The following is a 23,868-nucleotide window of genomic DNA, read 5'->3' on the forward strand; positions in this document are numbered from 1 at the left end:
CGAATCTTCGATTAAGCAAATTGGACGACGCATTAAGATTTCTGGTGCTCAATGGAATCAAAAAAATGTCCCTCAAGTTTTGAAACATCGCTGTGCTTATCTCAATGGGTTTCTTGATTCTTCTGAGTATAATTACTCAGTGCTAAACTGAGATGCTCCCCTCTTCTGGTGCTAGACTCCCTTTCTCTTCTCTCCGTTTTAGCCACTGATCTAACGTATTTCTGCTGATGCTCAAGGTTCAGCAGACGTGACTCTTTTTTCCTCCTCTATCAATAGCTGATACTGCTTTCTCTCGTAAATCTRTGCWGTAAGCTGCTGTCATTTTCGGTTCTTTTTCTTTCTCTCCTGTCTTAATATTATGTCCTATCTTTCCCTTTTTTTTGCTATAAACTATCTTGATCGGATTTGGTATAATTGCAGATAGTAATAACAGGATAACTAAAATGGGTAAAAACAAGGAAAAATCAACCGATAAAGAGCTATCTGGCTTGATTAATATCGGGATTTCTGAGGAGGATCGGATTGCGATCGCTGAAGGTCTATCGCGGTTACTCGCTGATACCTATACTCTCTATCTTAAGACCCATAATTTCCATTGGAATGTGACGGGACCAATGTTCAATACATTACATCTCATGTTTGAAGCACAATATACAGAGCTTGCCCTAGCTGTCGATCTAATTGCAGAACGGATTCGCTCCCTTGGTATTCCTGCCCCTGGAACCTATTCGGCATATGCAAAACTCACTTCGATTCCTGAAACTGAAGGAGTTCCTAAAGCGACAGAAATGATCAAGTTGCTAGTCGAAGGACAAGAAGCGGTAACACGCACTGCGCGTTCCATTTTCCCGATCGCTGAAAAAGCAAGTGATGAACCTACAGCCGATCTATTGACTCAACGGATGCAAGTCCATGAAAAGACTGCATGGATGTTGAGAAGTTTGTTAGAAGAATAATCGTAAATTAGAGCGCTTTGCGCTTAAACCCAAACTAAGGAAGTTTTTAAAAGCGTTGCTTTGCAACGCTTTTAAAAACTTCCTTAGGGTTCATTTGAATGCGCGGCTTAATTTAACGTGAGTTCGATATAGCCATTTGCATCGTGCGAAGCACGACGCAAATGGCGAAAAATGGTAAGAATCGCTTAGCGATTCTTACCATTTTTCGCTTTCGTCGAACTGACGTTAATTTACGATAGGATAAGTTTTTAGAATATAAGCATCTCCATCGAAGTTGAATAATCCGCTTTTTTTGATAGGTTTCCCGATATTTTTTTTGCTTTTACAAGTCCCCGCGACACTTGTACTACTAAAACGCCTTAGCACAGCCCGCGATCGCACAGCACCATTAATTCCCCTTGAGCCAGCAACCGAAGAATTAGCCAAGCAATCGCCTAAAGTTTCGATAGTCATCCCTACACTCAATGAGATCGATCGCTTACCGACTTGTTTAGAAGGCTTACGTGATCAAGCTGCCAAAGAAATTATTGTGGTGGATAGCCGATCGCAGGATGGCACACCCGAATATGTGCAGAAATTGCAAAAAGAGTTTCCTATTCCCCTCAAACTAATTACCGACGATCCTCTGCCCGAAGGTTGGGTGGGTCGTCCTTGGGCTTTACATACAGGTTTTTTAAATAGTGATCCAACTAGCGAATGGTTACTGGGCATTGATGCTGACACATTGCCGCAAAAGGGACTAGTAGCTAGTTTTGTTCAGCAAGCCACTGAGGACAATTTTGATATTGTTTCCCTATCGCCGAAGTTTATTCTCAAAACCGCAGGTGAGCAATGGTTGCAACCTGCCTTATTAATCACCCTGATTTTTCGATTTGGGGCAACAGGCGATCGCACCCAGTTTACTGAAGATCGGGTGATGGCAAATGGTCAATGTTTTTTATCAAAACGTGCCAAGCTGGTCGAACTAAATGGCTATGAACTTGCCAAGTCTTCATTTTGCGATGATGTTACCCTTGCGAGAGCCGCCGCCCAACGTGGCGCAAAGGTCGGTTTTCTCGATGGGGCAGCATTGATGCAGGTGCGAATGTATACATCAATGGCGGAAACATGGCGCGAATGGGGGCGATCGCTTGATCTCAAGGATGCCTCAACCCCGACGCAAACCTTTGCTGATTGCCTCTTACTTACTGCTGTTCAAGGCTTACCAATACCTTTGCTAATAGCACTGTCAATTTGGCAACCTGTACCATCGCTGTTGATGAATATTTGGTTCTGGCTCAATGCCTTTCTCATATTTATTCGCTGCTTACTAGTATTCGGCATTCGTACTAGTTATACCGAAGTGGGCTTTTGGTTTTGGCTGTCCCCTCTAGCTGATCCCTTTGCCGTAATGCGGATCTGGATTTCAGCACTTACCAAACCCAAAAGTTGGCGCGGTCGCACTTACTCATAAGAATTTATAAGGCAATGGGCTTAAGCCCATTGTTATCGCAAATCTTGCTGCAACAAACCCCAAGAAATTTTTTGAAAGCGTCGCAAAGCAACGCTTTCAAAAAATTTCTTGGTTTGGGGTTGAACGCTGAGCGCTGCTTGAAGCTAGAAAAATACAACACGACTATCAAATCCTTGACGACGAACAGTTAGGTTTAGAGTCTCGGCGCTGCCACGATCAGGATAGCCCTGCACTTCGATATAAGTACCACGATAGGAAGAGCGTAATTGAGCATTAGGGGCGATCGCTTGGACTCGTTGCAACTCCGATACTAAGCCTGTGGGAATAATCACGAAATAGCGTAATTGTGTGCCAGAGGTCGAATTTTGAGCGGTGATCGGTGGAATACTTTGAGTTGGATATGACTGATTTTGTGGGGGCAGTGGTTGAGGCGATCGCACAATTTCGATCGCATTACTATTAGGAAATCCTGAATTAGGCACATTAGGTAATGGCTCATCCACCCGTATTGTGGGAATTGATTCTACAGGGATGGGTGCGGATGAGATGGGTGAATTGGGAATAGGAGGTATCGAACTCACAGGAGCAGAGGGAAAAGTTGCAAATTTACTCTGTACAGTTTTGATTTGGGGATTTAGTCCCGATTGACTAAACTGAGCAGCACGTCGTTGAGCAAGATTTAAGTTATTGAAGCGTCCTAGTTGCACCACTTGCTCACCAGTGTCTAATCGACTGACAAATGCGTCGGGCGCTAACACCTTAGCCTGTTGCACATTTGCCACATTCGGTAAATAGACGAGGTACTGCGTGCTACTAGTATTGGTGGGAACAGCTACTGGTAAGGAATCATTCGGGAAAGATTGGGCGTTGGCATTGTCACTAAAGTTGACAATGGCACTAATGCTCAGGAGAGATACTAGTCCAATGGCAAAACTAGGCAGGTTTGTGTGTGTGTGGAGTCTCATAGGCTTGAGCTGAAGGTAGCAAAAAATGAAATTGGGCGCGATTGTACCATACTCTACAAGACTCACGTAATCTCCTTTAGTTTCAAACATAAGCAAGAAGGGCGGCGCGAAGCGCCGCCCTTCTTGCTTATGTAAGGTTATAAATCATGATGGGTAAAGGCTTTAGCATTTATACCTGTGTAGTTAGCCACAATATGACCATCGCCCACAAGGCGATATTTATAAGTAACTAGTCCTTCCAAACCCACTGGGCCACGAGGCGGCATTTTGCTGGTGCTAATGCCCACTTCTGCGCCAAAGCCATAGCGGAAACCGTCAGCAAATCTGGTTGAACAGTTGTGAAATACCCCAGCAGCATCAATGTCGCTCATAAATATATCGGCGATCGCTTGATTTTCGGTGACGATCGCTTCGGTATGTTTCGAGCCGTAGGTAGTGATATGGGCGATCGCCTCTTCTAGAGAATCAACAATTTTGATGGACAAAATCAAATCACAATATTCCGTTGACCAGTCGGATTCTTCAGCAGGATTGATCGTCATGATTTCAAGAGTGCGATCGCAGCCACGTAGCTCTACACCATGCTTTTGCAAAGCAGTTAAAGCTAAAGGCAAGAATTTAGAAGAGATCGTGCTATGCACCAACATCGTCTCGATCGCGTTACAAGCCGCAGGATATTGGGTTTTGCTATCAACAGCGATCGCTACAGCTTTTTCCAAATCCGCCGACTCATCTACATACAGATGGCAGACTCCATCGGCATGACCGAGGACGGGGATATGAGTATTGTCTTGGATGTAGCGCACAAACTGATTAGAACCTCTAGGAATAATCAGATCGATCAGTTTATCCATCTTTAAAATAGCTAAGGTTTCGGCACGGGTGGTCAATAGTTGCACCACATTTGGCGATACGCCACCCTGTTTTGTAAATAGCTCTTCTAACGCTTTGTACATAACTAAAGCGATCACTTCACAGGAATGTATAGCCTCACTACCACCTTTGAGAATCACACCATTACCTGACTTAATGCCTAGCGCTGCAATTTGGGTAACAGCATCAGGACGCGCTTCAAAAATGACCCCGATTACTCCCAATGGGCAAGACAAACGCTCTAATACTAAACCTGCATCTAGCTCACGATGAATTTGGCGATCTCCAATGGGATCTTCAAGGCGAATTACATCGCGTACACCTGCAATCATGCCCTTCAGCTTATTAGCATCCAGTTTAAGGCGGGCGATCAAGGCGCTGGGCAATTTGTTTACACTTGCCGCAGCGATATCCTTTTGGTTAGCTGCCAAAATCATTTCAGTTTGTTGCTCTAGGGCAACAGCGATCGCTTCTAAAGCAGCATTTTTGGCAGCCGTCGGCAATTTCGCTAAGGCGATCGCGGCGGTGCGCGTGCGTTGGATCGACGCAACAAGATTTTCTGCCAAATCTTTCTCTGCTAAATCTATAGATACATTCCCAGACACGTTAATCTCTATTACTTTTTGTGGATTGCAGTTTTACAACGCTTTACGATCGAACGAACCACAAGAAATTTTTTAAAAGTGTTGCAAAGCAACACTTTTAAAAAATTTCTTGTTTAGGTTTGAGCGCAAAGCGCTGTAGTTAGAGAGATTTGAGGAAGCTAAACTAGCTAATCTCTACCATTTTCCTATGTTAGTACGAAAGCAATATTGTCAGGTATTCTTGAGCAAATCTTTTACCGTATGCACCAATCCCTAGAGGTCAAAAGAGCATGAACAATCAAGGAGTCAGTTTAACTTCACAAAACTCCATGGCACGATTTCGTGATTTGCAAATCCAACTACGCGATCGCTGGCAAAACATCGAACAATTTGATAATAGTGATTACGACATTCTTGTGGTTCCATCTTTGAGTCTTGATCCATCGGAACTCAAAAAAGTTGAAGGTAGTCATCATTATGAAGAGCGCTTACTTTTTTCGCTAATCCGTCTTCGCAATCCTCGCAATCGTCTCGTCTACCTGACTTCTCAACCCTTAGCGCCAATTATCATTGATTACTATTTGCAATTATTACCAGGAATTCCCTTCTCCCATGCTAGAGAACGCCTAGTCACGCTCACAACCTACGATGCTGCGGAAAAGCCTCTCACTCAAAAGATTTTAGAACGTCCACGCTTGATTGAACGAATTCGGCAATCATTACGCATTCACAAAGCCTATATGATTTGCTTTAATGCTACTCAGTTAGAGCGAGAGTTATCAATTCAATTGGATATTCCTCTATGGGCTGTCGATCCCGATTTGCTATATTTGGGTACTAAAAGCGGAAGTCGTCAAGTATTTGCGGAAACGGGAATTCCCCATCCTGATGGTAGTCAACTCGTTTGGACATCAGAAGATTTGGCGATCGCGGCTGCGGAATTATGGCAAAGACAGCCACATCTAAAGCGCATGGTGGTCAAGCTCAATGAAGGGTTTTCAGGGGAGGGAAATGCCATTTTATGTTTGGATGAAATTGCAGGAGAATATAATCAATTTGAGAAAGCCAGTCTTGCCGATCGCAGTGCGGCAATTTTTGAAAGATTTGCTTCTCTGCGATTTCAGTCTAACCACGAAACATGGTCAAATTATGCGCGACGTATTCCTGAACTAGGTGCAATTGTCGAAGCCTATATCGAAGGTGCAGAAAAGCGATCTCCAAGCGTGCAAGGTCGGATCGCACCAACAGGCGAAGTCGAAATTCTCTCCACCCATGATCAGATTTTGGGAGGGGCTGATGGACAGGTTTATCTGGGTTGTAGTTTCCCTGCTGATGATGCTTATCGTCTTCAGATTCAAGATATAGGTTTAGCGATCGGCAAAAATCTTGCCAGTAAAGGAGCGCTAGAACGCTATGGTGTAGATTTTGTTGCCGTAAAGAAACCCAATGGAACTTGGGATCTACAAGCGATCGAAATTAACCTTCGCAAAGGTGGTACGACACACCCTTTTATGACATTACGATTTTTGACTAATGGTAAATTCCATATTGAAGATGGCAAATTTTACAGTCGGCAAGGTCAAGAAAAATATTATGTAGCGACGGATAATCTGCAAAAGCCTCAATACAAGAGGCTTCTACCCCATGATCTAATGGATATTATTGCCTATCATCGCTTACATTTTGATAGTAGTACGGAAACAGGAACTGTATTTCATCTCATGAGTTGTTTGTCAGAATTTGGCAAATTAGGACTGACAAGTATCGGCAATACTGCCGCAGAGGCTCAAGCAATTTATGAACAAGTTGAGCAGGTGCTTGATCGTGAAACAAGCTAATCCTACATCGCAAAGCGCTGTAAACCCAGAAAAGAGTTGCGGTGCAAAGCGCCGCAACTCTTTTCTGGGTTTGCTTTGCTATATATCCCAAAATCAAAAGAGAGCGGCGGCGCTTTGCACCGCAACTCTCTTTTGATTTTGGGTATTAAAGTTTGCTAGGAAGATTGGAATCAACCACCTTAATTCTTCCTGATTGAATGGCCTCAAATACAGAGTGAATTTGGTAAACTTCTTGATCGGTTAAGCCCGCATTCTCAAATAAAGAATTAAAAATTGCTTTACTAAAATATAAATAGCCTTTACGACTAATCATACCTGTCTGCATAATGCGATGGACAACATCATCAAGGCTTATTGAATTAGTTGATGTGCCACGGGTTGTATCTTCTGGTAATTTAAACTCTGATATTTGGGTACTGGGATCACCAAAACTGGGACTAGATAATCCAGAAACTTGACGGTTGGGAATTGTTGGCGCATTTAAAGGTTGTCCCTCATTAGGCAGACATCGATTAATAGCTGCTTTCAACATCTCAGGATCAAATGGCTTGGTGAGATAGTCATCCGCACCAATTTCCATACATTTCATGACGCTATCCATTTCTTCGATTGCTGAAATCATGATTACAGGAATATCGCGCAAGCGTGAGTCCTTTTTCAAGTATTTGAGAACTGCATATCCATCAATTTCAGGCATCATGATGTCCAGTAAAATCAAATCATAGAGATTAGCCTGAATCATTGCTAAAGCTTCGCGTCCATTAGCAGCCATTGATAAATTGAAATCTCTTCTATGCAAGCGTCGGGCAAGCATATCGCGATTTATTTCGTTATCATCGACGATCAATACTTGAAAACTTTGAATTCCCATTTTTACCACCCGTTTTTGATTATCCGTTTGTTGTCCATACTTTAACGCGATTTCTGCCCTCGCGCTTTGCCTGATAAAGTGCTAAATCGGCTTCCTTAATTAATTGTTGAGATGTGGAAATTTGGGTGTGAGGGCTAATAGTCGTAATTCCTAAACTAGCCGTAACATAGGAATTTATTTGAGAAGAGCTATGTCTTATATGAAGATTTTCAATAGCAAAACGAATTTGATTTGCACAAAACTCTGCTCCCGTCGCAGCCGTATCAGGCAAAATTACCGCAAACTCTTCACCTCCATACCTTGCTAAGGTGTCTCTTGGGCGCTTGATCGCCTGTGAAGCAGCGATCGCCACCTGACATAGACAGTCATCTCCCGCCAGATGCCCATAGGTATCATTATATTTCTTAAAGTAGTCTATATCAAATAATATGAGTGAGAGACATTTCTTTTCTCTATGCGCTGCATTCCATTCTCTTTCTAGAACTGTATCAAAGTAGCGACGGTTGGCAATGCCAGTCAATCCATCACGATGGGACAAGGCTTCTAACTCATTCTTAACAACTTCTAGTTGGTGATAAGCAATTGCTAGTTCCTTATAAGCAGCTTCTAGTTTCTGATTATTTAAGACTTCGCGATCATGGAGTATTTTCTTCTCCAAACAAGCACTTACTCTGGCTTTGAGGAGAACTCGATCATAGGGCTTAATTAAATAATCTTCGGCTCCCTTTTGAATACAAGCTAACATCATTTCTTTTTCATCTAATGCAGAAATAATAATTACGGGAATTATGCGCCATTGGTAATTATCTTTAAGATAGGTCAGCATTTCTAACCCATTCATTACTGGCATCATCATATCTAGCAAGATCAAATCGATCGGTTGTGAAGCAACGATCTCCAGCCCGATTTGACCACTTTCCGCCAAAGTTATATTTGTATATCCTAAATTCTTTAAATGACGACAAAGAATTTCGCGATTCATTTGATCATCGTCAACAATTAATAAATTAGATTCATTAGGTTCTGGCATATATTTTCAACAAATTTTCAATTTTCCCCAATAACCGCGCAAATTCAATCGGCTTAGTATCGTAATCATCACAACCTGCTTCAAGCCCTCTTTCGCGATCGCCGACCATCGCATGGGCTGAACAACCAATAATCGGAATATTTTGAGTTGCTGTTATTTGCTTTAAGCGTTTTGTCGCTTCCCATCCATCTAGAACTGGGAGACTCATATCCATCACGATCAGATCTGGGAGTTGTGTTTCGGCAATCTTGACCCCCAATTCGCCATCAGTAGCAACGATAACTTCAAACCCCCGACGCATTAATCTTCGCGATAGCATATCGCGATTCATTTCATTATCTTCTACCAGCAAGATTTTTGGCATATAGGTTTTTTGATAATACCTAAAGTATAGTAATTTGCTAAATAATAAAAGGCTCGCAAAGCGAGCCTTTTATTATTTTTTATTTACCCATGCCAAGCTGTTGTGCTTTTTGGTAAACTTTGCCCTCGGTTAAGAGTGAAGGTGCAATAACTACTTCAACCTGTTGCATTTCTCGAATTGTGGCTGCGCCCAGTGTTCCCATGCTGGTTTTGAGAGCGCCCAAAAGGTTGTGAGTACCGTCATCCAGTCCCGCAGGGCCCCGCAAAATTTGCTCTAGGGAACCTGTTGTGCCAACGCGAATTCTGGTTCCGCGAGGTAGGACTGGGCTAGGTGTTGCCATTCCCCAGTGAAAGCCACGTCCAGGGGCTTCTTTGGCTCTAGCAAAGGGTGAGCCGATCATTACCGCGTCAGCGCCACAGGCGATCGATTTACAGATGTCACCACCTGTAATCAAGCCACCATCGGCAATGATTGGCACATATTTACCAGTTTCTTTAAAAAAGTCTTCACGGGCTGCGGCACAGTCAGCAACGGCTGTGGCTTGAGGAATGCCCACACCAAGAACACCTCTGGAGGTACAGGCGGCTCCAGGTCCAATACCGACAAGAACACCTGCAGCTCCTGCTCTTAAGAGTTCGAGAGTGACATCGTAAGTAACGCAGTTACCCATGAGGACAGGAATCGGCATTTCTTGGCAGAATTTAGCAAGATCTAGGGCAACTAAACCTTCGGCGGCGATGTGAGTGGTGGAGACTACTGTGGACTGCAAAAAGAAAAGGTCACAACCAGCTTCGGCGGCGATCGCACCATATTTAAAGGCATTTACAGGAATGCTGCTAGCGCAAGCAATGCCACCCTTTTCTTTGATTTCTCGGATGCGTTTTTGAATTAGTTCAGGCTTTACAGGTTCGGCATAGAGTTCTTGCATCAGCGAGACAAACTCAGTGACTCCCACAGAGGCAATTTTTTCTAAGATGGGTGTGGGATCGTCATAGCGGGTTTGGATACCGTCAAGGTTGATTACACCCAATGCACCTAAATCTGAAAGTTTAACTGCCATATCCACATCGACAACCCCATCCATTGCACTGGCAATGATCGGAATTTCGCGACGAATTCCCCCAACTTCCCAAAATGTATCGGCAACGTTGGGATCGAGGGTTTTTCCTCCTGGTACTAATGCAATTTCGTCGATGCCATAGGCTCTGCGTGCAGTTTTACCGCGCCCAATTTGAATGTCCACTGTTTGTACTCTCTAGAATTTGATAGTGAAAAGGTGTGCGTAAAAATCTTGTATTGAAGATCTACGTTAAGGGTTAATGTTTTAAGCGACGATCGCGCGATCATTGCTATTTGATTTGTGATTATGTTTACAGACAATCTTAATAATCTCTTAAGATACTGTTACTTATTGACTAATGATAGCTAATTAGTGCGATGGGAGGTTATTTTTTAAGAGTTGAGCCAAGCTCTCACCTTCAAAAACAATCAAAAAAAGTAATCAAAGTCTAAATGATGGCTGAATTTTTTAATACCTATGGCTTCTTGATTGTCTCAGCAGTTTTTGGGGCAATTCTAGGGATTTCCGTTTATTTGCCGTTAATGGCAGGACAGTTGTCCTTGGCAACCCCAGGATTTTATGCTTTAGGTGGATATATTGCCGCGATCGCCTCTACCAAGATTTTAACGACAACGACGGGATCTGTACCAGTCTGGTGGGTATTGCTGGAAATGTTAGCGGGGTGTGTGATATCAGGTTTATTGGCAGTAATTTTAGGAATTCCTGTATTGAGGTTACGGGGAATTTATTTGGCGATCGCGACTATTGCCTTTGTAGAGATTTTGCGAGTGGTTGCGCTTAATCTCGATATTACAGGCGGTGCAGTCGGTATTTTTGGCATTCCGCAGCCGTTTCAGTCACCTTTAGAATATCTTTGGATTGCTTTGCCGCTATTGGGCTTGAGCATGGGCTTTATGTATCGTCTCGAAAAGATTCGGGTGGGGCGGGCGCTGATTGCCATTCGGGAAGATGAGTTAGCTGCCGATTCGATGGGAATTAATCCAACTTATTACAAGGTGTTAGCCTTTGTCTTAGCGGCGATTTTGGCAGGTATGGTGGGAGCAGTAAGCGCTCATTTTTTGAATACATGGAATGCTCGTCAGGGAACCTTTGATGCCAGTATTATCTTCTTGGCTTTTGTCTTAATCGGTGGTTCGCGTACATTTTGGGGCCCAGTAGTAGGTGGGATTTTACTAACGGCTCTGCCTGAAGTACTGCGGGGGCTGTCGAGTGTTAATGGTATGCCTCTATGGTTGGGGCAGTTTCTTAAGGATGGTCGCTTAATTATTTTTGGCTTTTTGATTGTAGTTGGAACAATTTTTTATCCTAAAGGGATCATTACTCCAGAGTTTTTAAAATGGTGTAACCAGACAACGCAAAAAGCATTTGCCAAAACTAAATAGTAAAAAAATGACTTCGCAATTTTTTTTACTTAAAATTCTGGAGTCAATATGTCGCCACAAAAAACAGATAATCGCCGATCGCTAAAATCGCTAAAATTTTTTATTTATTTGACTTTAATTGCGAGTTCATTAGGAATTTATGCGATCGCTAATCCTAATCTTGCTAACCATTTGCCATGCTTTTCCGACTGTGCCGCGAGAGCCGCCGATAAGTTACTTAACCAAGATAAGGCGATTGCGGATTTAATTAATCTCAAAAAGCTCGATAAAAAGGCGATCGCGATCGTTGTGGAAAAGTCTAAATACAAGCTGACGGTTTATTATCAAAACAAGCCTGTTAAGGCTTATGCGATCGTTTTAGGTGCTAATCCCAAGGATGACAAATTACGCGAAGGAGATAAGCGCACCCCAGAGGGGCTATTTCATGTAAAAGAGCTTTATTACCATTCGGAATGGTCAAAATTTATATTGTTGGACTATCCCACTCAAGATTCTTGGCGCAAATTTTCACAGGCAAAGATTAGAGGTGAAGTAACAGTAAAGGATGGCATTGGTGGCGAAATTGGCATTCATGGTGTTGAAAAAGGCAAAGATTGGATCATTGATCGCAAAATCAATTGGACTTTGGGCTGTGTATCTTTAAAAAATAAGGATGTTGATGAAATTTATCCCTTACTACAACGCGGTACAACCATTAAAATTCTGCATTAACTTGAGGTGGGGATAAGCTACAAAATTTTAAAAGTCAAAACAGTGAAAGCCCCGCGAAGCAAAGCTTTTACTGTTTTGACTCCTAGAAAGAGTTCGCGCCGCGAACAACTTCTAGGAGCCAGTTTGAAATTAACCCAAACTGAGGTTAATTAATATTCCACAAAGACTCTCAGCATAAAGCTTTGCCCCTCATTTGTCGCGTAATCCCAAATCGCTGTAAAATTCTAGTCAAAGTCTATAGATTAATTCTTAAAAATGTCACAATATCACAAGCCTACAGTCATTATCACAGGCGCATCTTCGGGTGTTGGTTTATGGTCAGCCAAAGCAATGGCAGATAAAGGCTGGCATATCGTTATGGCTTGCCGCAATATCCCCAAAACTGAAAAAGCTGCCGAATCTGTCGGTATTCCTAAAGATAGCTACACAATCATCCAAGTAGATCTTGGTTCCTTAGTCAGTGTGCGCGAATTTGTGGCTAAATTCCGAGCAACAGGCAAGCCCCTTGATGCTCTGTTGTGCAATGCTGCGATCTATATGCCTTTACTCAAAGAACCCTTGCGATCGCCTGAAGGCTTTGAGTTGACAATGACCACCAATCACCTCAGTCACTTCCTTCTCTGCAATCTCCTACTAGAGGACATGAAAAAGTCCACCCATCCCGATCGCCGTATGGTCATTTTGGGAACCGTTACCCATAACCCTGACGAACTGGGTGGCAAGATTCCTCCACAGCCTGATCTCGGTAATCTTGAAGGTTTTGAGAAAGGCTTCAAGCCACCGATCTCGATGGCAAATGGCAAAAAGTTTGAACCAGTTCGCGCCTACAAAGAGAGCAAAGTTTGTAACATCTTGACCATGCGCGAACTGCACCGCCGCTACCATGAGTCCACTGGGATCACCTTTACTTCTCTTTACCCTGGTTGTGTCGCTGACACGCCTCTCTTCCGTAATCACTACCCTCTCTTTCAGAAGCTATTCCCACTATTCCAAAAGAACATCACCAAGGGATATGTCACTCAGGAGCTATCAGGAGAGAGAGTTGCTGCTGTCCTCGCTGATCCTGAATACAAGCAATCGGGAGCCTACTGGAGTTGGGGTAATCGTCAGAAAAAGGATGGTAAATCTTTTGTGCAGACTGTCTCTCCCCAAGCCCGTGATGATGCTAGAGCTGAACGCATGTGGGACTTGAGTGCGAAGTTAGTCAGACTTGTCTAAGACATGAGAGGCGGCGCAATGCGCCGCCCCTCATAAATAAAAGAAAAGCGGCGCATCGCGCCGCTTTTCTTTTATTTAGTAGCAGCAGCCTTTTTGGTAGTTGCGGCTTTTTTAGTAGTTTTAGCGGCAGTCTTAGTTGTTGTAGCTTTAGTTGCGGTGGACTTGGTAGTAGTCTTTTTTGTAGTAGTCTTCTTAGTTTCGCTAGACGAGGACTTAGTGCGCTTACTAGTGCTTTTACCAGACTTACTTGCCAACATCGATAGCGCCTCTTCTAAGGTCAGCCCTTCTACGGTCTGCTCCTTAGTTAGAGATACATTGACTTTGCCATGCTTCACGTATGCACCATACTTACCATCAAGAATCTCGATCGCTTCATCATCACTGGGATGTTTGCCAAGCGATTTCAATACTTTCGCCGCCGATGCTCCTCGCAGAGTTTTGGGTTGCGCTAGTAGTTCTAAGGCGCGTTCAAAGGTGATGCTGTAGGGATCATCCGTCGATTTTAGCGATCGGTTGTCGTCCTTGTCGCCATTACCTTTGGTATGACAAACATAGGGACCAAACCGTCCCGTATTCACAAACACCCGATTACCAGTATCAGGATGTGCGCCTAATGTGCGTGGCAAAGCCAATAACTTGACAGCAATATCAACAGTGACATTTTCTGGTTGCATTCCCTTCGGCAATGAAGCGCGTTTAGGTTTAGGAACAGCTTCCGTCGCTTGACCTAGCTGCACATAGGGACCGTACTGCCCCATCATCATGAAGATTGGCTCATTCAGTTCTGGATGAATACCAACTTGGTCAGGCCCTTCCAGTTTCTGTTTAAGAAGAAGTTCAATCTTTTCAGGCACTAAATCAGAAGGAGTGAGGTTCTGCGGAATGGAAGAATTAACCGTGCGATCGCCTTCTCCAACTTGAATATAAGCACCAAATTTACCGATTTTGACCTTAACATCATCATCTAAGCCTTCAAGTCTAACTGTCCGCGCTGCTTCGCCATCAATGAGACTATCGCGAGACTTTACCTGTCCGCTCAAACCTTGTTCACCCGAATAAAATTTCTTGAGATAGGGTAGCCACTCTACACTACCTGTAGAAATATCATCGAGGGTTTGCTCCATTTTAGACGTGAAACTAGGATCGACTAAGTTGGGGAAATGTTCCTCTAATAAACTGGTAACAGCAAAAGCCGTGAAGGTGGGAATCAACGCATTATTAACGAGTTGCACATAGCCGCGATCGCAGATCGTGCCGATAATGCTGGCGTAGGTACTAGGACGACCGATGCCTTCACTTTCGAGCATTTTCACGAGAGCAGCTTCGGTATAGCGGGCGGGAGGCTGAGTTTCATGTCCGACTGTATTTAACTCACGGCAAACAGGATGATCGCCAATTTTTAGCGGCGGCAACATTACCTCTTTTTCTTCAAGGGCGGCATCGGGATCATCGGAGCCTTCGACGTAGGCGCGGAAAAATCCTGCGAAATCAATACGTTTGCCTGAAGCTCGGAAAATTGCGTCTTCAACGGTTAGCTGCACACTGAGCATGGTTAGCTGAGCATCCGCCATTTGTGAGGCAACAGTGCGCTTCCAAATTAGGTCATAGAGCGCTAACTCCCTTCCTGATAGACCCGTTTCTTGAGGAGTACGAAAAGTTTCACCTGCGGGGCGGATTGCTTCGTGGGCTTCCTGTGCGCCTTTGGATTTGGTCACATACTGGCGCGGCTCTTTGCTAAGGAAGTTACTGCCGTACATCGTGGTCACACATGTCCGTGCGGCGGCGATCGCCTGTTGTGACAAATGCACCGAGTCAGTACGCATATAGGTAATAAAGCCTTGCTCATACAGGGCTTGGGCTACCCGCATGGAGTCCCTTGCTGATAGGCGCAATTTACGGTTGGCTTCTTGTTGTAACGTCGAGGTGGTGAAAGGTGGTGAAGGCTTGCGCGTAGTGGGGCGTTCATCAAGATTGCTTACTGACCAGACTTTGCCATTCAAACGCTGTTGCAAAGCGATCGCCGCCGCTTCATCCAACAATAAAACCTTGCGACCTCTGGCAATTTTGCCCGTCGATTCGTCAAAGTCTTTACCCGTAGCTACATTTGTGCCGCCGACCGAGACTAACTGCACAGGAAATTCCTGTTTCGGCGCATATAGATTTGCTTTCAAATCCCAATAGCTACCTGATTTAAAAGCGCGGCGTTCACGTTCACGATTGACGATTAACCGCACAGCGACAGACTGCACTCGACCAGCCGACAAACCCCATGCGATTTTTTTCCATAGCAAAGGTGAGAGGGTGTAACCCACAAGGCGATCAAGAATGCGGCGCGTTTCTTGGGCATGGACAAGGCGATCGTCAATCTGGCGGCAATTTTTTAATGCGCCCTTAATTGCCTCAGAGGTAATCTCATGGAAAACCATGCGCTTAATTGGTACTTTGGGCTGCAAGATTTGCAATAAATGCCAAGAAATACTTTCCCCTTCACGGTCTTCGTCAGTCGCTAGGATCAATTCCTTGACACCTTTTAATGCTGACTTGAGTTCGCGGACGATCTTTTTCTTATCGTCTGGCACGATGTAGAGTGGCTCAAAGTCAGCATCAACATTCACGCCGAGCTTAGCCCATTCCGTACCCTTTAGGTCGGCAGGAATATCACTAGCTGATTGTGGCAAATCGCGCACATGCCCCATAGATGCCTCTACTCGATATCCAGCAGGCAAAAAGTTGCGAATGGTGCGGGCTTTAGTGGGCGATTCGACAATAACAAGGGTAGACATATTAGCCTGCAAGGTTCGCGGTAATCAAAATAACGGGAAGATCAATAAGCAATTAATCATCAAAATTAAGGGCTTATTTAAATACCCTCTTAACCTATATACAATGTTTATGCGGAAAATTACTATTTTTTAGTAGGACGGTAACTACACTAGCAAGTTTCCCGCAACTACTAGTTGCAAATTTAGCGATTTAATGCATTGGACTCAATTAATGCATGTAAAGACATATCTTGCAAGATCCTTGTATTTTTCAATGAGCTTACAAGCATTGGGAAAATACTATAGATTGCCACGATACTTTGAAAAATTGGCAATGCTTTCTAGGGAGTGATTTCCGGGATAGAGTTTGCCATTGATTTCCCATGTAGGATAAAACCGAACCCTTTTATCGCGGCAAAGTTGAGGTTGAGGATTGACACCACCCCGATCGCATTCAACCACCTCTAGTTGTTTGACAGCCTCTTTGCCGAAGCGTTGTTTTTGACTATGGCAATGGGGACACCAATAGGCAGTGTACAGCTTTGCGCCAATTTTGCGTAGGTGCTTGGCTAGGGCGATCTCGTTGGCACTTGATGATGTCGTTACAGTCGGTGCAGCTTCTTGAGCGATCGCCGCCTCAGTCATTGGCGAAGAAAATGTCACAACGGAAAACCCTGTGATACTAGCGATCGCTAGACCAGCAGATGCCAATGCTGAAGATAATCTGTGAAACTTCATAAGGTAGACCCGTTCAACGTTGCTATTTTAACCATAATTATTAACACTGAGTAGGTTACTCCCTTCCCAGAGAAGAATTAGCGTTGCGGCGCGAAGCGCCGCAACGCTAATTCTTCTCTGGTAGGAACACCCACACCAAAAATTAATAAAGTGGGCATTGCCCACCCTACCTTAGAAATTGATTATGCCAAACTTAGAAAATCTCAAGATTGCGATCGTTCATGAATGGTTTGTGACCTATGCAGGATCGGAGCGCGTGGTTGAACAAATTTTAAATTTATTTCCCCATGCTGATCTGTTTGCAGTCGTAGATTTTCTCAATGATTCGCAACGGGAATTTATTCAAAATAAGCCTGTTAAGACTACTTTTATTCAAAGATTACCCTTTGCTAAAGCTAAGTTTCGCCAATATTTGCCACTCATGCCCTTAGCGATCGAGCAACTTGATCTATCAGCATATGACTTAATTATCTCTAGTTCCCATGCTGTCGCCAAAGGAGTTCTGACTGCACCACATCAATTACATATTTCCTATGTGCATTCCCCCATCCGTTACGCTTGGGACTTGCAACATCAATATCTTAAAGAATCAAACTTAGAACGGGGGATTAAAAGCTGGATCGCGCGATGGATCTTGCATCAAATTAGGATTTGGGATACACGCACAGCCAACGGAGTCGATCTATTTGTGGCTAATTCTGAATTTATTGCCCGTCGGATTCATAAAGTCTATCGGCGATCGGCGACAGTAATCTATCCACCCGTAGATCTGCAAAATTACACACTGTGCGAACAAAAGCAGGAATTCTATCTCACTGCTTCCCGATTAGTTCCCTATAAACGCATTGATCTGATTGTGGAAGCTTTTTCACAGATGGGCGATCGCTCCTTAATCGTCATTGGTGATGGAGAACAAATGGCAAAAATTCGTGCCAAGGCAAGCAGTAACATCAAATTTCTTGGTCATCTAGAACCAGAGGCTTTGCGCGAATATATGCAAAAGGCGAGAGCCTTTGTATTTGCGGCTGAGGAGGATTTTGGGATTACACCTGTAGAGGCACAAGCCTGCGGTACACCAGTGATAGCCTATGGACGTGGTGGTGTATGTGAATCTGTGCGTGGCTTAGATTGCGATCGCCCCACGGGTGTATTTTTTGCAGAGCAGACGGTGGCGAGTATCCGTGCGGCAGTGCTTGAATTTGAGCAGAATAGCGATCGCATATTACCTACAACCTGTCACGAAAATGCGATGCGCTTCTCAACTGAGAGATTTCAAGCAGAGTTTTTACAATTTGTAGAACAGGCTTGGCGCGATCGCTAAAATACGCACAAAAAAAGGGCGCTTAGCGCCCTTTTTTTAGCCCTTTAGTTTATTTGATTCAACTACAAGAGAATCGATCAATGGTTGGAGAATCAACTCCATCGCAAAGCCCATCTTGCCACCAGGGACAACCAAAGTGGTATGACGAGACATGAAGGAATCATGGATCATGTCTAGCAAATAACGGAAGTCGATTTTGAACTTCTCTCTGAAGACACGATTGGTGTGAATAATTACAAAGCTTTCATCGAGAGTAGGAATGTCGCGAGTAATGAAAGGATTGGAAGTATCAACGGTAGGAACGCGCTGGAAGTTAATGTGAGTATTAGAGAACTGAGGCGCGATATAATTTACATAGTCAGGCATCCGACGCAAAATTGTATCAACGATCGCTTCAGCACTATAGCCACGTTCAGCATTATCACGGTGGATCTTTTGAATCCATTCCAAGTTCACAATCGGAACTACGCCCACCAATAGGTCAACATACTGGGCAAGGTTAATATCTTCAGCAACGACACCACCGTGTAAACCTTCATAAAAAAGTACATCGGTTTCAGCTTCGATGCTTTCCCAAGGAGTGAATTCACCTGGTTGATTGTTTGTACCTAAGCGTCCATTGTGATACTCGGCTTCTTCGGTGCTGTGCAGATAGTAACGTCTTTGACCACCACCAGTTTCACCATATTCCTGAAACAGAGCTTCGAGCTTATCTAGCAAATTGGCATTCAAACCAAAATGGCTGAGACTACGACCTTCAGCCGCAGCTTGTTTCATGGCTTCGCGCATTTCTAAGCGATTGAATTTGTGGTAGCTATCACCTTCAATAACTGCCGCCTTGATATTTTCTAAACGAAAAATATGCTCAAAAGCTCGCTTAACGGTACTAGTACCAGCACCTGATGAACCTGTTACCGCAATAACTGGATGTTTTTTAGACAAATTTTTTCTCCTTAATTTTATTTAATCAATGGGCTTTTTATTAACGTGAGGGTCATGCCATCTAATAAAGAACCCGATTTTTGATGACGCGGCTTCGCCGCACCATCAAAAATTGGTTCTTTATTTTATGGCAAAGCCCTAAGTACGATCGCTCGCAACCGAAGAGTCACAAAAAATATTAAAACTACTATACCTTTGTATATAGCGCCCAAGAAAGCAAAATTTAGGGCAAACTTTGCTGACATGATTTCTGGTCTATCAAAATTACCGCAAAAATTCACTGAACCTTTAACTATTGGCAATGTCATCCTCCAAAGTCGAGTGTTGCAGTCGCCATTGTCGGGGGTGACGGACTTGGTATTTCGGCGGTTAGTGCGGCGCTATGCTCCTGATTCGATGCTTTACACCGAGATGATCAGCGCTACGGATTTGCATCACATGAAGGCTTTACCCAAGTTGATGGAGATCGATCGCCATGAAACACCGATTAGTATCCAGCTTTTTGATTGTCGTCCCGATTTTTTAGCAGAGGCGGCGCAAAAGGCAGTTGCTGAGGGTGCTGACACCGTAGATATTAATATGGGCTGTCCTGTTAATAAAATCACCAAAAAAGGTGGTGGCTCATCTCTGTTACGACAGCCAGAGCTTGCCGAGCAAATAGTGCGATCGGTGGTTGAGGCTGTGGATATCCCTGTGACCGTGAAAACGCGGATCGGTTGGGACGATGCCGAAATTACGATTTTGGACTTTGCTAAGCGCATGGAGGATGCGGGGGCAAAGATGATCACCGTCCATGCCAGAACGCGATCGCAAGGTTATACAGGTAATGCGAAGTGGGAATGGATTCGTAAAGTTAAAGAGGTGCTGACGATCCCTGTGATTGCTAATGGGGACATTTTTTCGGTAGAAGCGGCGATCGCTTGTTTAGAGCAAACTAGTGCGGATGGGGTGATGTGTTCACGCGGGACTCTGGGCTATCCGTTTTTAGTGGGCGAGGTTGATCATTTTTTAAAAACGGGTGAATATTTACCCAAACCATCACCTATTCAATGCTTAGAAGTTGCCAAAGAGCATTTACAAGGGCTGTGGGATTACAAAGGTATCCGTGGTATTCGTCAATCCCGTAAGCATATGACTTGGTATGCCAAGGGTTTTGTGGGAGCAGCGGCTCTGCGCGATCGCCTCTGTCGGATTGAGTCAGTGCAAGATGGCTTTGATTGTTTAGATGAGGCGATCGCCAAATTGGCTCATCATCAGAATGATCTTATGGCGATCTCACCTGAAGATATGGCAGAAATGATCGCCATGAAGCAATAATAAAGCTCAAGAAGTATTTTTTTGTGAGAGATGCTTTGTCAGACTCACAAAAAAATGGGTTTTTGACTATAATTTTCACTGTGCAAAGCACGGCGCAAATCACCTAACTTTATCAAGAAGCATCATGCAACAAATATTTAGTCGTCGTAATTTGCGCCTGTTTATCACTATCTTTGTGTTAACGGTGCTGATGTTTGGTCTGGGATGGTTTATATTTTTGCGCCCCGAAATTTCTAGCCTCAATAAAACTGCCCAAACTGCTGGCTCTAGTCTTCAAAACATTACTCTCACCGAATTTGACGCAAATGGCAAACTGCTTTGGGAAATTCAAGCCAAACGCGCTAACTATCGGGAAGATCGCAAAATTGCCGATGTGGAAGATGTAGAAGGGAAATTTTATCGCGATGGGGAACTACTCATGGAAACCACTGGCGATAAAGGAACTATCGATCAAATTAGCAAAGAAATTTCGCTAGATGGCAATATTAAGGCGATCGCTGTCCAAGAAAAGATCAATATGAAAGCTGATCGCATGGTCTGGAAATCGGAAGAAGATCTGCTCAAAGCCACAGGCAAAATTCAGATTGATAAGCCTGAGGACAAGCTGACCATGACAGGCAAAGAATTAACGGCTAAACCCAGTACTAATGTGTACAGCCTAGAAAAACAAGTAGTTGTGACTGCGGTGGAGCCACCATTAGAAATGAAAAGTGAGAAAGTCACTTGGGATGCCAAGAGCGATCGCGTGTTTACGGATGTTCCAATTTCTGTAATTCAAATCAAAGATAAATTGCAACTAACTGCCAATAAAGGCAATTGGGATATTCAGAAAAAGGAAGTTACTTTCACAGGTGAAATCAAAGCTAAAGATCCAAACCTAGATGTTGATATTGAGGCAGCACAAGCCATTTGGAATCTTGAGAAAAAGTTGGTAACTCTACCAGTAGCCTTTACTGGAACCAGTAAAGGTCGGGGCATTGTTGTCAAGGCTCAAAAGGGAGAAGCTCAAATCGACAAGGAACAGATTAATCTCACGGGTCAAGTATCAGCAAGTTTTAGTTCTACTCAAGGTGTCGTTAATGCCGACAAAGTGGAATGGCTAATTCCCACAAAAACGATTACAGCCGAGGGCAATATCGTCTATAAACAACCCGACAAAAATCTCAATGTCAGCGGCGATCGCGCTGTAGCTAATCTCGAAACACAAACTGTCACGGTCACAGGTACAAATGTCCTTTCCACATTAAATCCTTAAAAGTTACTTAATACCAAAAAGAGAAAGGCAGCGCTTCGCGCCGCCTTTCTCTTTTTGGTATTAGATCACGCGATCATTACCGCCATCAATGGGAACTTGAGCCGCCGTTGTGCAAGCAAACAAAGCCCCACACATCTCTGCGGCAAGTTCGGCAACATGACGACTGGTAACTTCTACTTTAAGCAGATTATTCGTTTTATATTCCTCAATCGTTAATCCATAATGATTAGCACGAGAAGTTAATACCTCCTCTGTCCAGATACCCGTATCAAATACCGCATTGGGATGTAAAGTGTTGATGCGAATGCGATCGCTACTCCATTCAAGAGCCGCTACCCGCATTAGTTGGGTGAGCGCCGCCTTGGATGCTGAATATGCTGCCGCCGCAGGACCAGGAGCAGGGACATTTTTAGAACCGATCGCGACAACGCGACCCCCATTGGGCGCAAGTTTCAGCAATGGATAGGCTTCACGCATCAGGACTAGATTTGCATCGAGATTAATACGCATCACCTTTTGCCATGTGGCAGTATCGAGATTTTCGATGCGACATCCTGACGGGAAAATCCCTGCATTAAGAATAAGAATATCTAGGCCACCAAAGGCTTTGACGGCTTTATCAAGGGAAGTAGCGATCGCATTTTCATCACTGACATCACAGGTGACACCCACAAAATCGGGGCGATCATAAAGCTTCTCAATAGCGGGATTAATATCCAATCCCACAACTGCCGCGCCACGCTTTAATAATGAGTCTACGCAAGCTTTACCAATTCCTGAAGCCGCACCTGTGACTAAAGCAATTTCACCTGTAAAAGCGGGAGAAGAACCGCTTTTTTTCAGTTTTGCCTGTTCCAATTCCCAATATTCCACAGCAAAGATATCGCTAGCAGGTAATGCTTGATAGCCTCCCAAAAGTTGAGATCGCTGGATAATTTCCATTGTATGCTCATAGATATCCGCGACGATCTTTGCCTCCTTTGCAGATTTACCAATAGTGACTAGTCCTAGCTGGCGATCGAGGATTACGCGAGGCGCAGGATCGAGAATCGTTACTGGTTGGGCTGATTTAGGAGCTTCTTCGGCAAAATAAGTCCGATAGGATTCGGCATAGGCTCTGACATCTCTGCCAACTAGGGGCAAGCGCTTCGTGCGAATCACATGATCGGGAGTCGCACAACCCTTTTGGGAAATAATATTTACATCTTCCCTTTGAGCAAAGGCTAAGCTTTTCTCGTCGGTATGGGAACTAAGAACTACGGGAAATCCTGCAATTTGTGAAACTTCAGAACGTAGTTTGGCGATTTCTAATCTTGCCTCTCTTTCTCTAATTAGAGAAGCTGGTGGTGAGATCTCCCAAGCCTGATGTTTGTTTAGATAAGCCTCTGCGCGATCGACTAGTGCAATCATCCGCTCATAGGATTCCTGTGCGGTTTCCCCAAAGGAGAAAATACCGTGATTCATTAACACCATGCCAATCGTGCGATCGCTTTTCTCCGCTGCAAACTTCTCGGCACAGACTCGCGCTAGGTCAAACCCTGGCATCACATAGGGAATGATCACCACATCATCGCCATAGATCTCTTGAATGCGTTCCCATCCATTCGCGGTATTGGTCACGGAAATAACCGCATCGGCATGGGTATGATCGACAAATTTGTAAGGCAAACTCGCATGGAGAATTGTTTCTACCGATGGCGCAGGCGCACTCGCCTTAGTCATTTGCGTCTTCAGTTCATTCACCATCTGCGAATCGGAGAGAACTTGTAACTTGGCTAATTTCAATAAATGCGCCATCCGTACAGGCGCAAAACCTGCCTCTGCGATCGTTTCTAAATCCCAACCACTTCCTTTAACATACAGAATCTCTTCTTCTTCACCAACAATATTCTTTTCACAGATTTTGACGGAAGTATTGCCCCCACCATGTAGAACAAGCGACGGATCGCGCCCCAATAACCTTGATGTATATACCCTTAAGCCTAAGTCGGTTTTATACTCAGCAGCTTCGCGATCACTCCACAAACTTTTCATTCTTAAAATTCCTAGATATTTTTTAAATAAATTCAAATAAAGTAGATACTGTCTTAAGCACCAAAAAGTCAAGAGGGAATTTGGACAAAATTAGGATCGAAAGAACGCTGAGACTTGAGAACACCAAAGACCTGCCGCAATAGCTTGTGCATGACAGCACCAATGACAGACAT

Annotated in this window: 19 protein-coding genes; 9 read left to right on the plus strand and 10 right to left on the minus strand. The window is 44.0% G+C overall.

Annotated features, from left to right (window positions below):
* The first annotated feature begins 443 nt into the window (after positions 1-443).
* Complete coding sequence (locus tag B9G53_RS21035; RefSeq protein ID WP_094535427.1) at positions 444-956, plus strand: Dps family protein; 513 nt, start codon at positions 444-446, stop codon at positions 954-956.
* A 316-nt stretch (positions 957-1,272) separates the two neighbouring features.
* Entirely contained in the window at positions 1,273-2,409 is a 1,137-nt protein-coding gene (locus B9G53_RS21040; protein ID WP_254923759.1) for a glycosyltransferase family 2 protein, read from the plus strand.
* A 143-nt stretch (positions 2,410-2,552) separates the two neighbouring features.
* On the opposite strand, the gene B9G53_RS21045 is transcribed toward B9G53_RS21040, so the two are convergent.
* Together B9G53_RS21045 and B9G53_RS21050 are read right to left on the minus strand one after the other, a co-directional pair.
* Positions 2,553-3,374, minus strand: a complete 822-nt coding sequence (locus tag B9G53_RS21045; protein WP_141211844.1) for a hypothetical protein — start codon at positions 3,372-3,374, stop codon at positions 2,553-2,555.
* Between the two features lie 137 nt (positions 3,375-3,511).
* A complete protein-coding gene (locus tag B9G53_RS21050; RefSeq protein WP_094535429.1) occupies positions 3,512-4,852 on the minus strand; it encodes a glutamate-5-semialdehyde dehydrogenase in 1,341 nt (446 codons plus the stop codon).
* 269 nt (positions 4,853-5,121) lie between these two features.
* Between B9G53_RS21050 and B9G53_RS21055 the strand changes: the two genes are divergently transcribed.
* Positions 5,122-6,669 carry a peptide ligase PGM1-related protein gene (locus B9G53_RS21055; RefSeq protein ID WP_176453300.1) on the plus strand — a complete coding sequence of 516 codons (1,548 nt, stop codon included), beginning with the start codon at positions 5,122-5,124 and terminating at the stop codon, positions 6,667-6,669.
* 145 nt (positions 6,670-6,814) lie between these two features.
* On the opposite strand, the gene B9G53_RS21060 is transcribed toward B9G53_RS21055, so the two are convergent.
* From B9G53_RS21060 to B9G53_RS21075, 4 genes are all read right to left on the minus strand, one after another.
* Positions 6,815-7,540, minus strand: coding sequence for a PleD family two-component system response regulator (locus tag B9G53_RS21060; RefSeq protein ID WP_094535430.1), 726 nt, complete (start codon positions 7,538-7,540; stop codon positions 6,815-6,817).
* A gap of 19 nt (positions 7,541-7,559) precedes the next feature.
* The gene (locus tag B9G53_RS21065) at positions 7,560-8,570 is read right to left on the minus strand and encodes a diguanylate cyclase (RefSeq protein ID WP_094535431.1); all 1,011 of its coding nucleotides are present in this window, start codon (positions 8,568-8,570) and stop codon (positions 7,560-7,562) included.
* Entirely contained in the window at positions 8,557-8,934 is a 378-nt protein-coding gene (locus tag B9G53_RS21070) for a response regulator (protein WP_094535432.1), read from the minus strand. Before B9G53_RS21070 ends, B9G53_RS21065 begins: the two co-directional genes overlap by 14 nt.
* 79 nt (positions 8,935-9,013) lie before the next feature.
* Positions 9,014-10,177, minus strand: a complete 1,164-nt coding sequence (locus B9G53_RS21075; RefSeq protein ID WP_094535433.1) for a GuaB3 family IMP dehydrogenase-related protein — start codon at positions 10,175-10,177, stop codon at positions 9,014-9,016.
* A gap of 272 nt (positions 10,178-10,449) precedes the next feature.
* Between B9G53_RS21075 and B9G53_RS21080 the strand changes: the two genes are divergently transcribed.
* From B9G53_RS21080 to B9G53_RS21090, 3 genes are all read left to right on the plus strand, one after another.
* Positions 10,450-11,397, plus strand: a complete 948-nt coding sequence (locus tag B9G53_RS21080) for a branched-chain amino acid ABC transporter permease (RefSeq protein ID WP_094535434.1) — start codon at positions 10,450-10,452, stop codon at positions 11,395-11,397.
* 48 nt (positions 11,398-11,445) lie between these two features.
* Positions 11,446-12,108, plus strand: coding sequence for a murein L,D-transpeptidase family protein (locus B9G53_RS21085; protein ID WP_094535435.1), 663 nt, complete (start codon positions 11,446-11,448; stop codon positions 12,106-12,108).
* 255 nt (positions 12,109-12,363) lie between these two features.
* Positions 12,364-13,326: a protochlorophyllide reductase gene (locus tag B9G53_RS21090; RefSeq protein ID WP_094535436.1), complete on the plus strand. Its 963-nt coding sequence runs from the start codon at positions 12,364-12,366 to the stop codon at positions 13,324-13,326.
* A gap of 71 nt (positions 13,327-13,397) precedes the next feature.
* Here the strand turns inward: B9G53_RS21090 and topA are convergent, their stop codons facing one another.
* Positions 13,398-16,109, minus strand: a complete 2,712-nt coding sequence (topA, locus tag B9G53_RS21095; protein WP_094535437.1) for a type I DNA topoisomerase — start codon at positions 16,107-16,109, stop codon at positions 13,398-13,400.
* Between the two features lie 279 nt (positions 16,110-16,388).
* Positions 16,389-16,826, minus strand: a complete 438-nt coding sequence (locus B9G53_RS21100; protein WP_094535438.1) for a protein disulfide isomerase family protein — start codon at positions 16,824-16,826, stop codon at positions 16,389-16,391.
* 184 nt (positions 16,827-17,010) lie between these two features.
* On the opposite strand from B9G53_RS21100, the gene B9G53_RS21105 reads away from it, so the two are divergent.
* Positions 17,011-18,147, plus strand: a complete 1,137-nt coding sequence (locus B9G53_RS21105; protein WP_094535439.1) for a glycosyltransferase family 4 protein — start codon at positions 17,011-17,013, stop codon at positions 18,145-18,147.
* 36 nt (positions 18,148-18,183) lie between these two features.
* Here B9G53_RS21105 and B9G53_RS21110 read toward each other — a convergent pair whose 3' ends face one another.
* Entirely contained in the window at positions 18,184-19,089 is a 906-nt protein-coding gene (locus B9G53_RS21110; protein ID WP_094535440.1) for a phosphoribulokinase, read from the minus strand.
* A 243-nt stretch (positions 19,090-19,332) separates the two neighbouring features.
* Here B9G53_RS21110 and dusB point away from each other — a divergent pair, with 243 nt between their 5' ends.
* Entirely contained in the window at positions 19,333-20,406 is a 1,074-nt protein-coding gene (gene dusB, locus B9G53_RS21115; RefSeq protein ID WP_094535441.1) for a tRNA dihydrouridine synthase DusB, read from the plus strand.
* A gap of 124 nt (positions 20,407-20,530) precedes the next feature.
* On the plus strand, positions 20,531-21,661 hold the full coding sequence (gene lptC, locus B9G53_RS21120) for an LPS export ABC transporter periplasmic protein LptC (RefSeq protein ID WP_094535442.1): 1,131 nt from the start codon (positions 20,531-20,533) through the stop codon (positions 21,659-21,661).
* Positions 21,662-21,721: 60 nt separating this feature from the next.
* On the opposite strand, the gene B9G53_RS21125 is transcribed toward lptC, so the two are convergent.
* Entirely contained in the window at positions 21,722-23,695 is a 1,974-nt protein-coding gene (locus B9G53_RS21125) for a bifunctional aldolase/short-chain dehydrogenase (RefSeq protein ID WP_094535443.1), read from the minus strand.
* Positions 23,696-23,868 lie beyond the last annotated feature (173 nt).

The sequence above is a fragment of the Pseudanabaena sp. SR411 genome, from assembly GCF_002251945.1.
Classification (GTDB): Bacteria; Cyanobacteriota; Cyanobacteriia; order Pseudanabaenales; family Pseudanabaenaceae; genus Pseudanabaena.

Excerpts from the sequence above, each read along its gene's own strand:
- B9G53_RS21035 (WP_094535427.1), top strand. The coding sequence starts at position 444 with ATGGGTAAAAACAAGGAAAAATCAACCGATAAAGAGCTATCTGGCTTG.
- B9G53_RS21045 (WP_141211844.1), bottom strand. The coding sequence starts at position 3,374 with ATGAGACTCCACACACACACAAACCTGCCTAGTTTTGCCATTGGACTA.
- B9G53_RS21055 (WP_176453300.1), top strand. The coding sequence starts at position 5,122 with ATGAACAATCAAGGAGTCAGTTTAACTTCACAAAACTCCATGGCACGA.
- B9G53_RS21060 (WP_094535430.1), bottom strand. The coding sequence starts at position 7,540 with ATGGGAATTCAAAGTTTTCAAGTATTGATCGTCGATGATAACGAAATA.
- B9G53_RS21065 (WP_094535431.1), bottom strand. The coding sequence starts at position 8,570 with ATGCCAGAACCTAATGAATCTAATTTATTAATTGTTGACGATGATCAA.
- B9G53_RS21070 (WP_094535432.1), bottom strand. The coding sequence starts at position 8,934 with ATGCCAAAAATCTTGCTGGTAGAAGATAATGAAATGAATCGCGATATG.
- B9G53_RS21080 (WP_094535434.1), top strand. The coding sequence starts at position 10,450 with ATGGCTGAATTTTTTAATACCTATGGCTTCTTGATTGTCTCAGCAGTT.
- B9G53_RS21085 (WP_094535435.1), top strand. The coding sequence starts at position 11,446 with ATGTCGCCACAAAAAACAGATAATCGCCGATCGCTAAAATCGCTAAAA.
- B9G53_RS21090 (WP_094535436.1), top strand. The coding sequence starts at position 12,364 with ATGTCACAATATCACAAGCCTACAGTCATTATCACAGGCGCATCTTCG.
- topA (WP_094535437.1), bottom strand. The coding sequence starts at position 16,109 with ATGTCTACCCTTGTTATTGTCGAATCGCCCACTAAAGCCCGCACCATT.
- B9G53_RS21100 (WP_094535438.1), bottom strand. The coding sequence starts at position 16,826 with ATGAAGTTTCACAGATTATCTTCAGCATTGGCATCTGCTGGTCTAGCG.
- B9G53_RS21105 (WP_094535439.1), top strand. The coding sequence starts at position 17,011 with ATGCCAAACTTAGAAAATCTCAAGATTGCGATCGTTCATGAATGGTTT.
- dusB (WP_094535441.1), top strand. The coding sequence starts at position 19,333 with ATGATTTCTGGTCTATCAAAATTACCGCAAAAATTCACTGAACCTTTA.
- lptC (WP_094535442.1), top strand. The coding sequence starts at position 20,531 with ATGCAACAAATATTTAGTCGTCGTAATTTGCGCCTGTTTATCACTATC.
- B9G53_RS21125 (WP_094535443.1), bottom strand. The coding sequence starts at position 23,695 with ATGAAAAGTTTGTGGAGTGATCGCGAAGCTGCTGAGTATAAAACCGAC.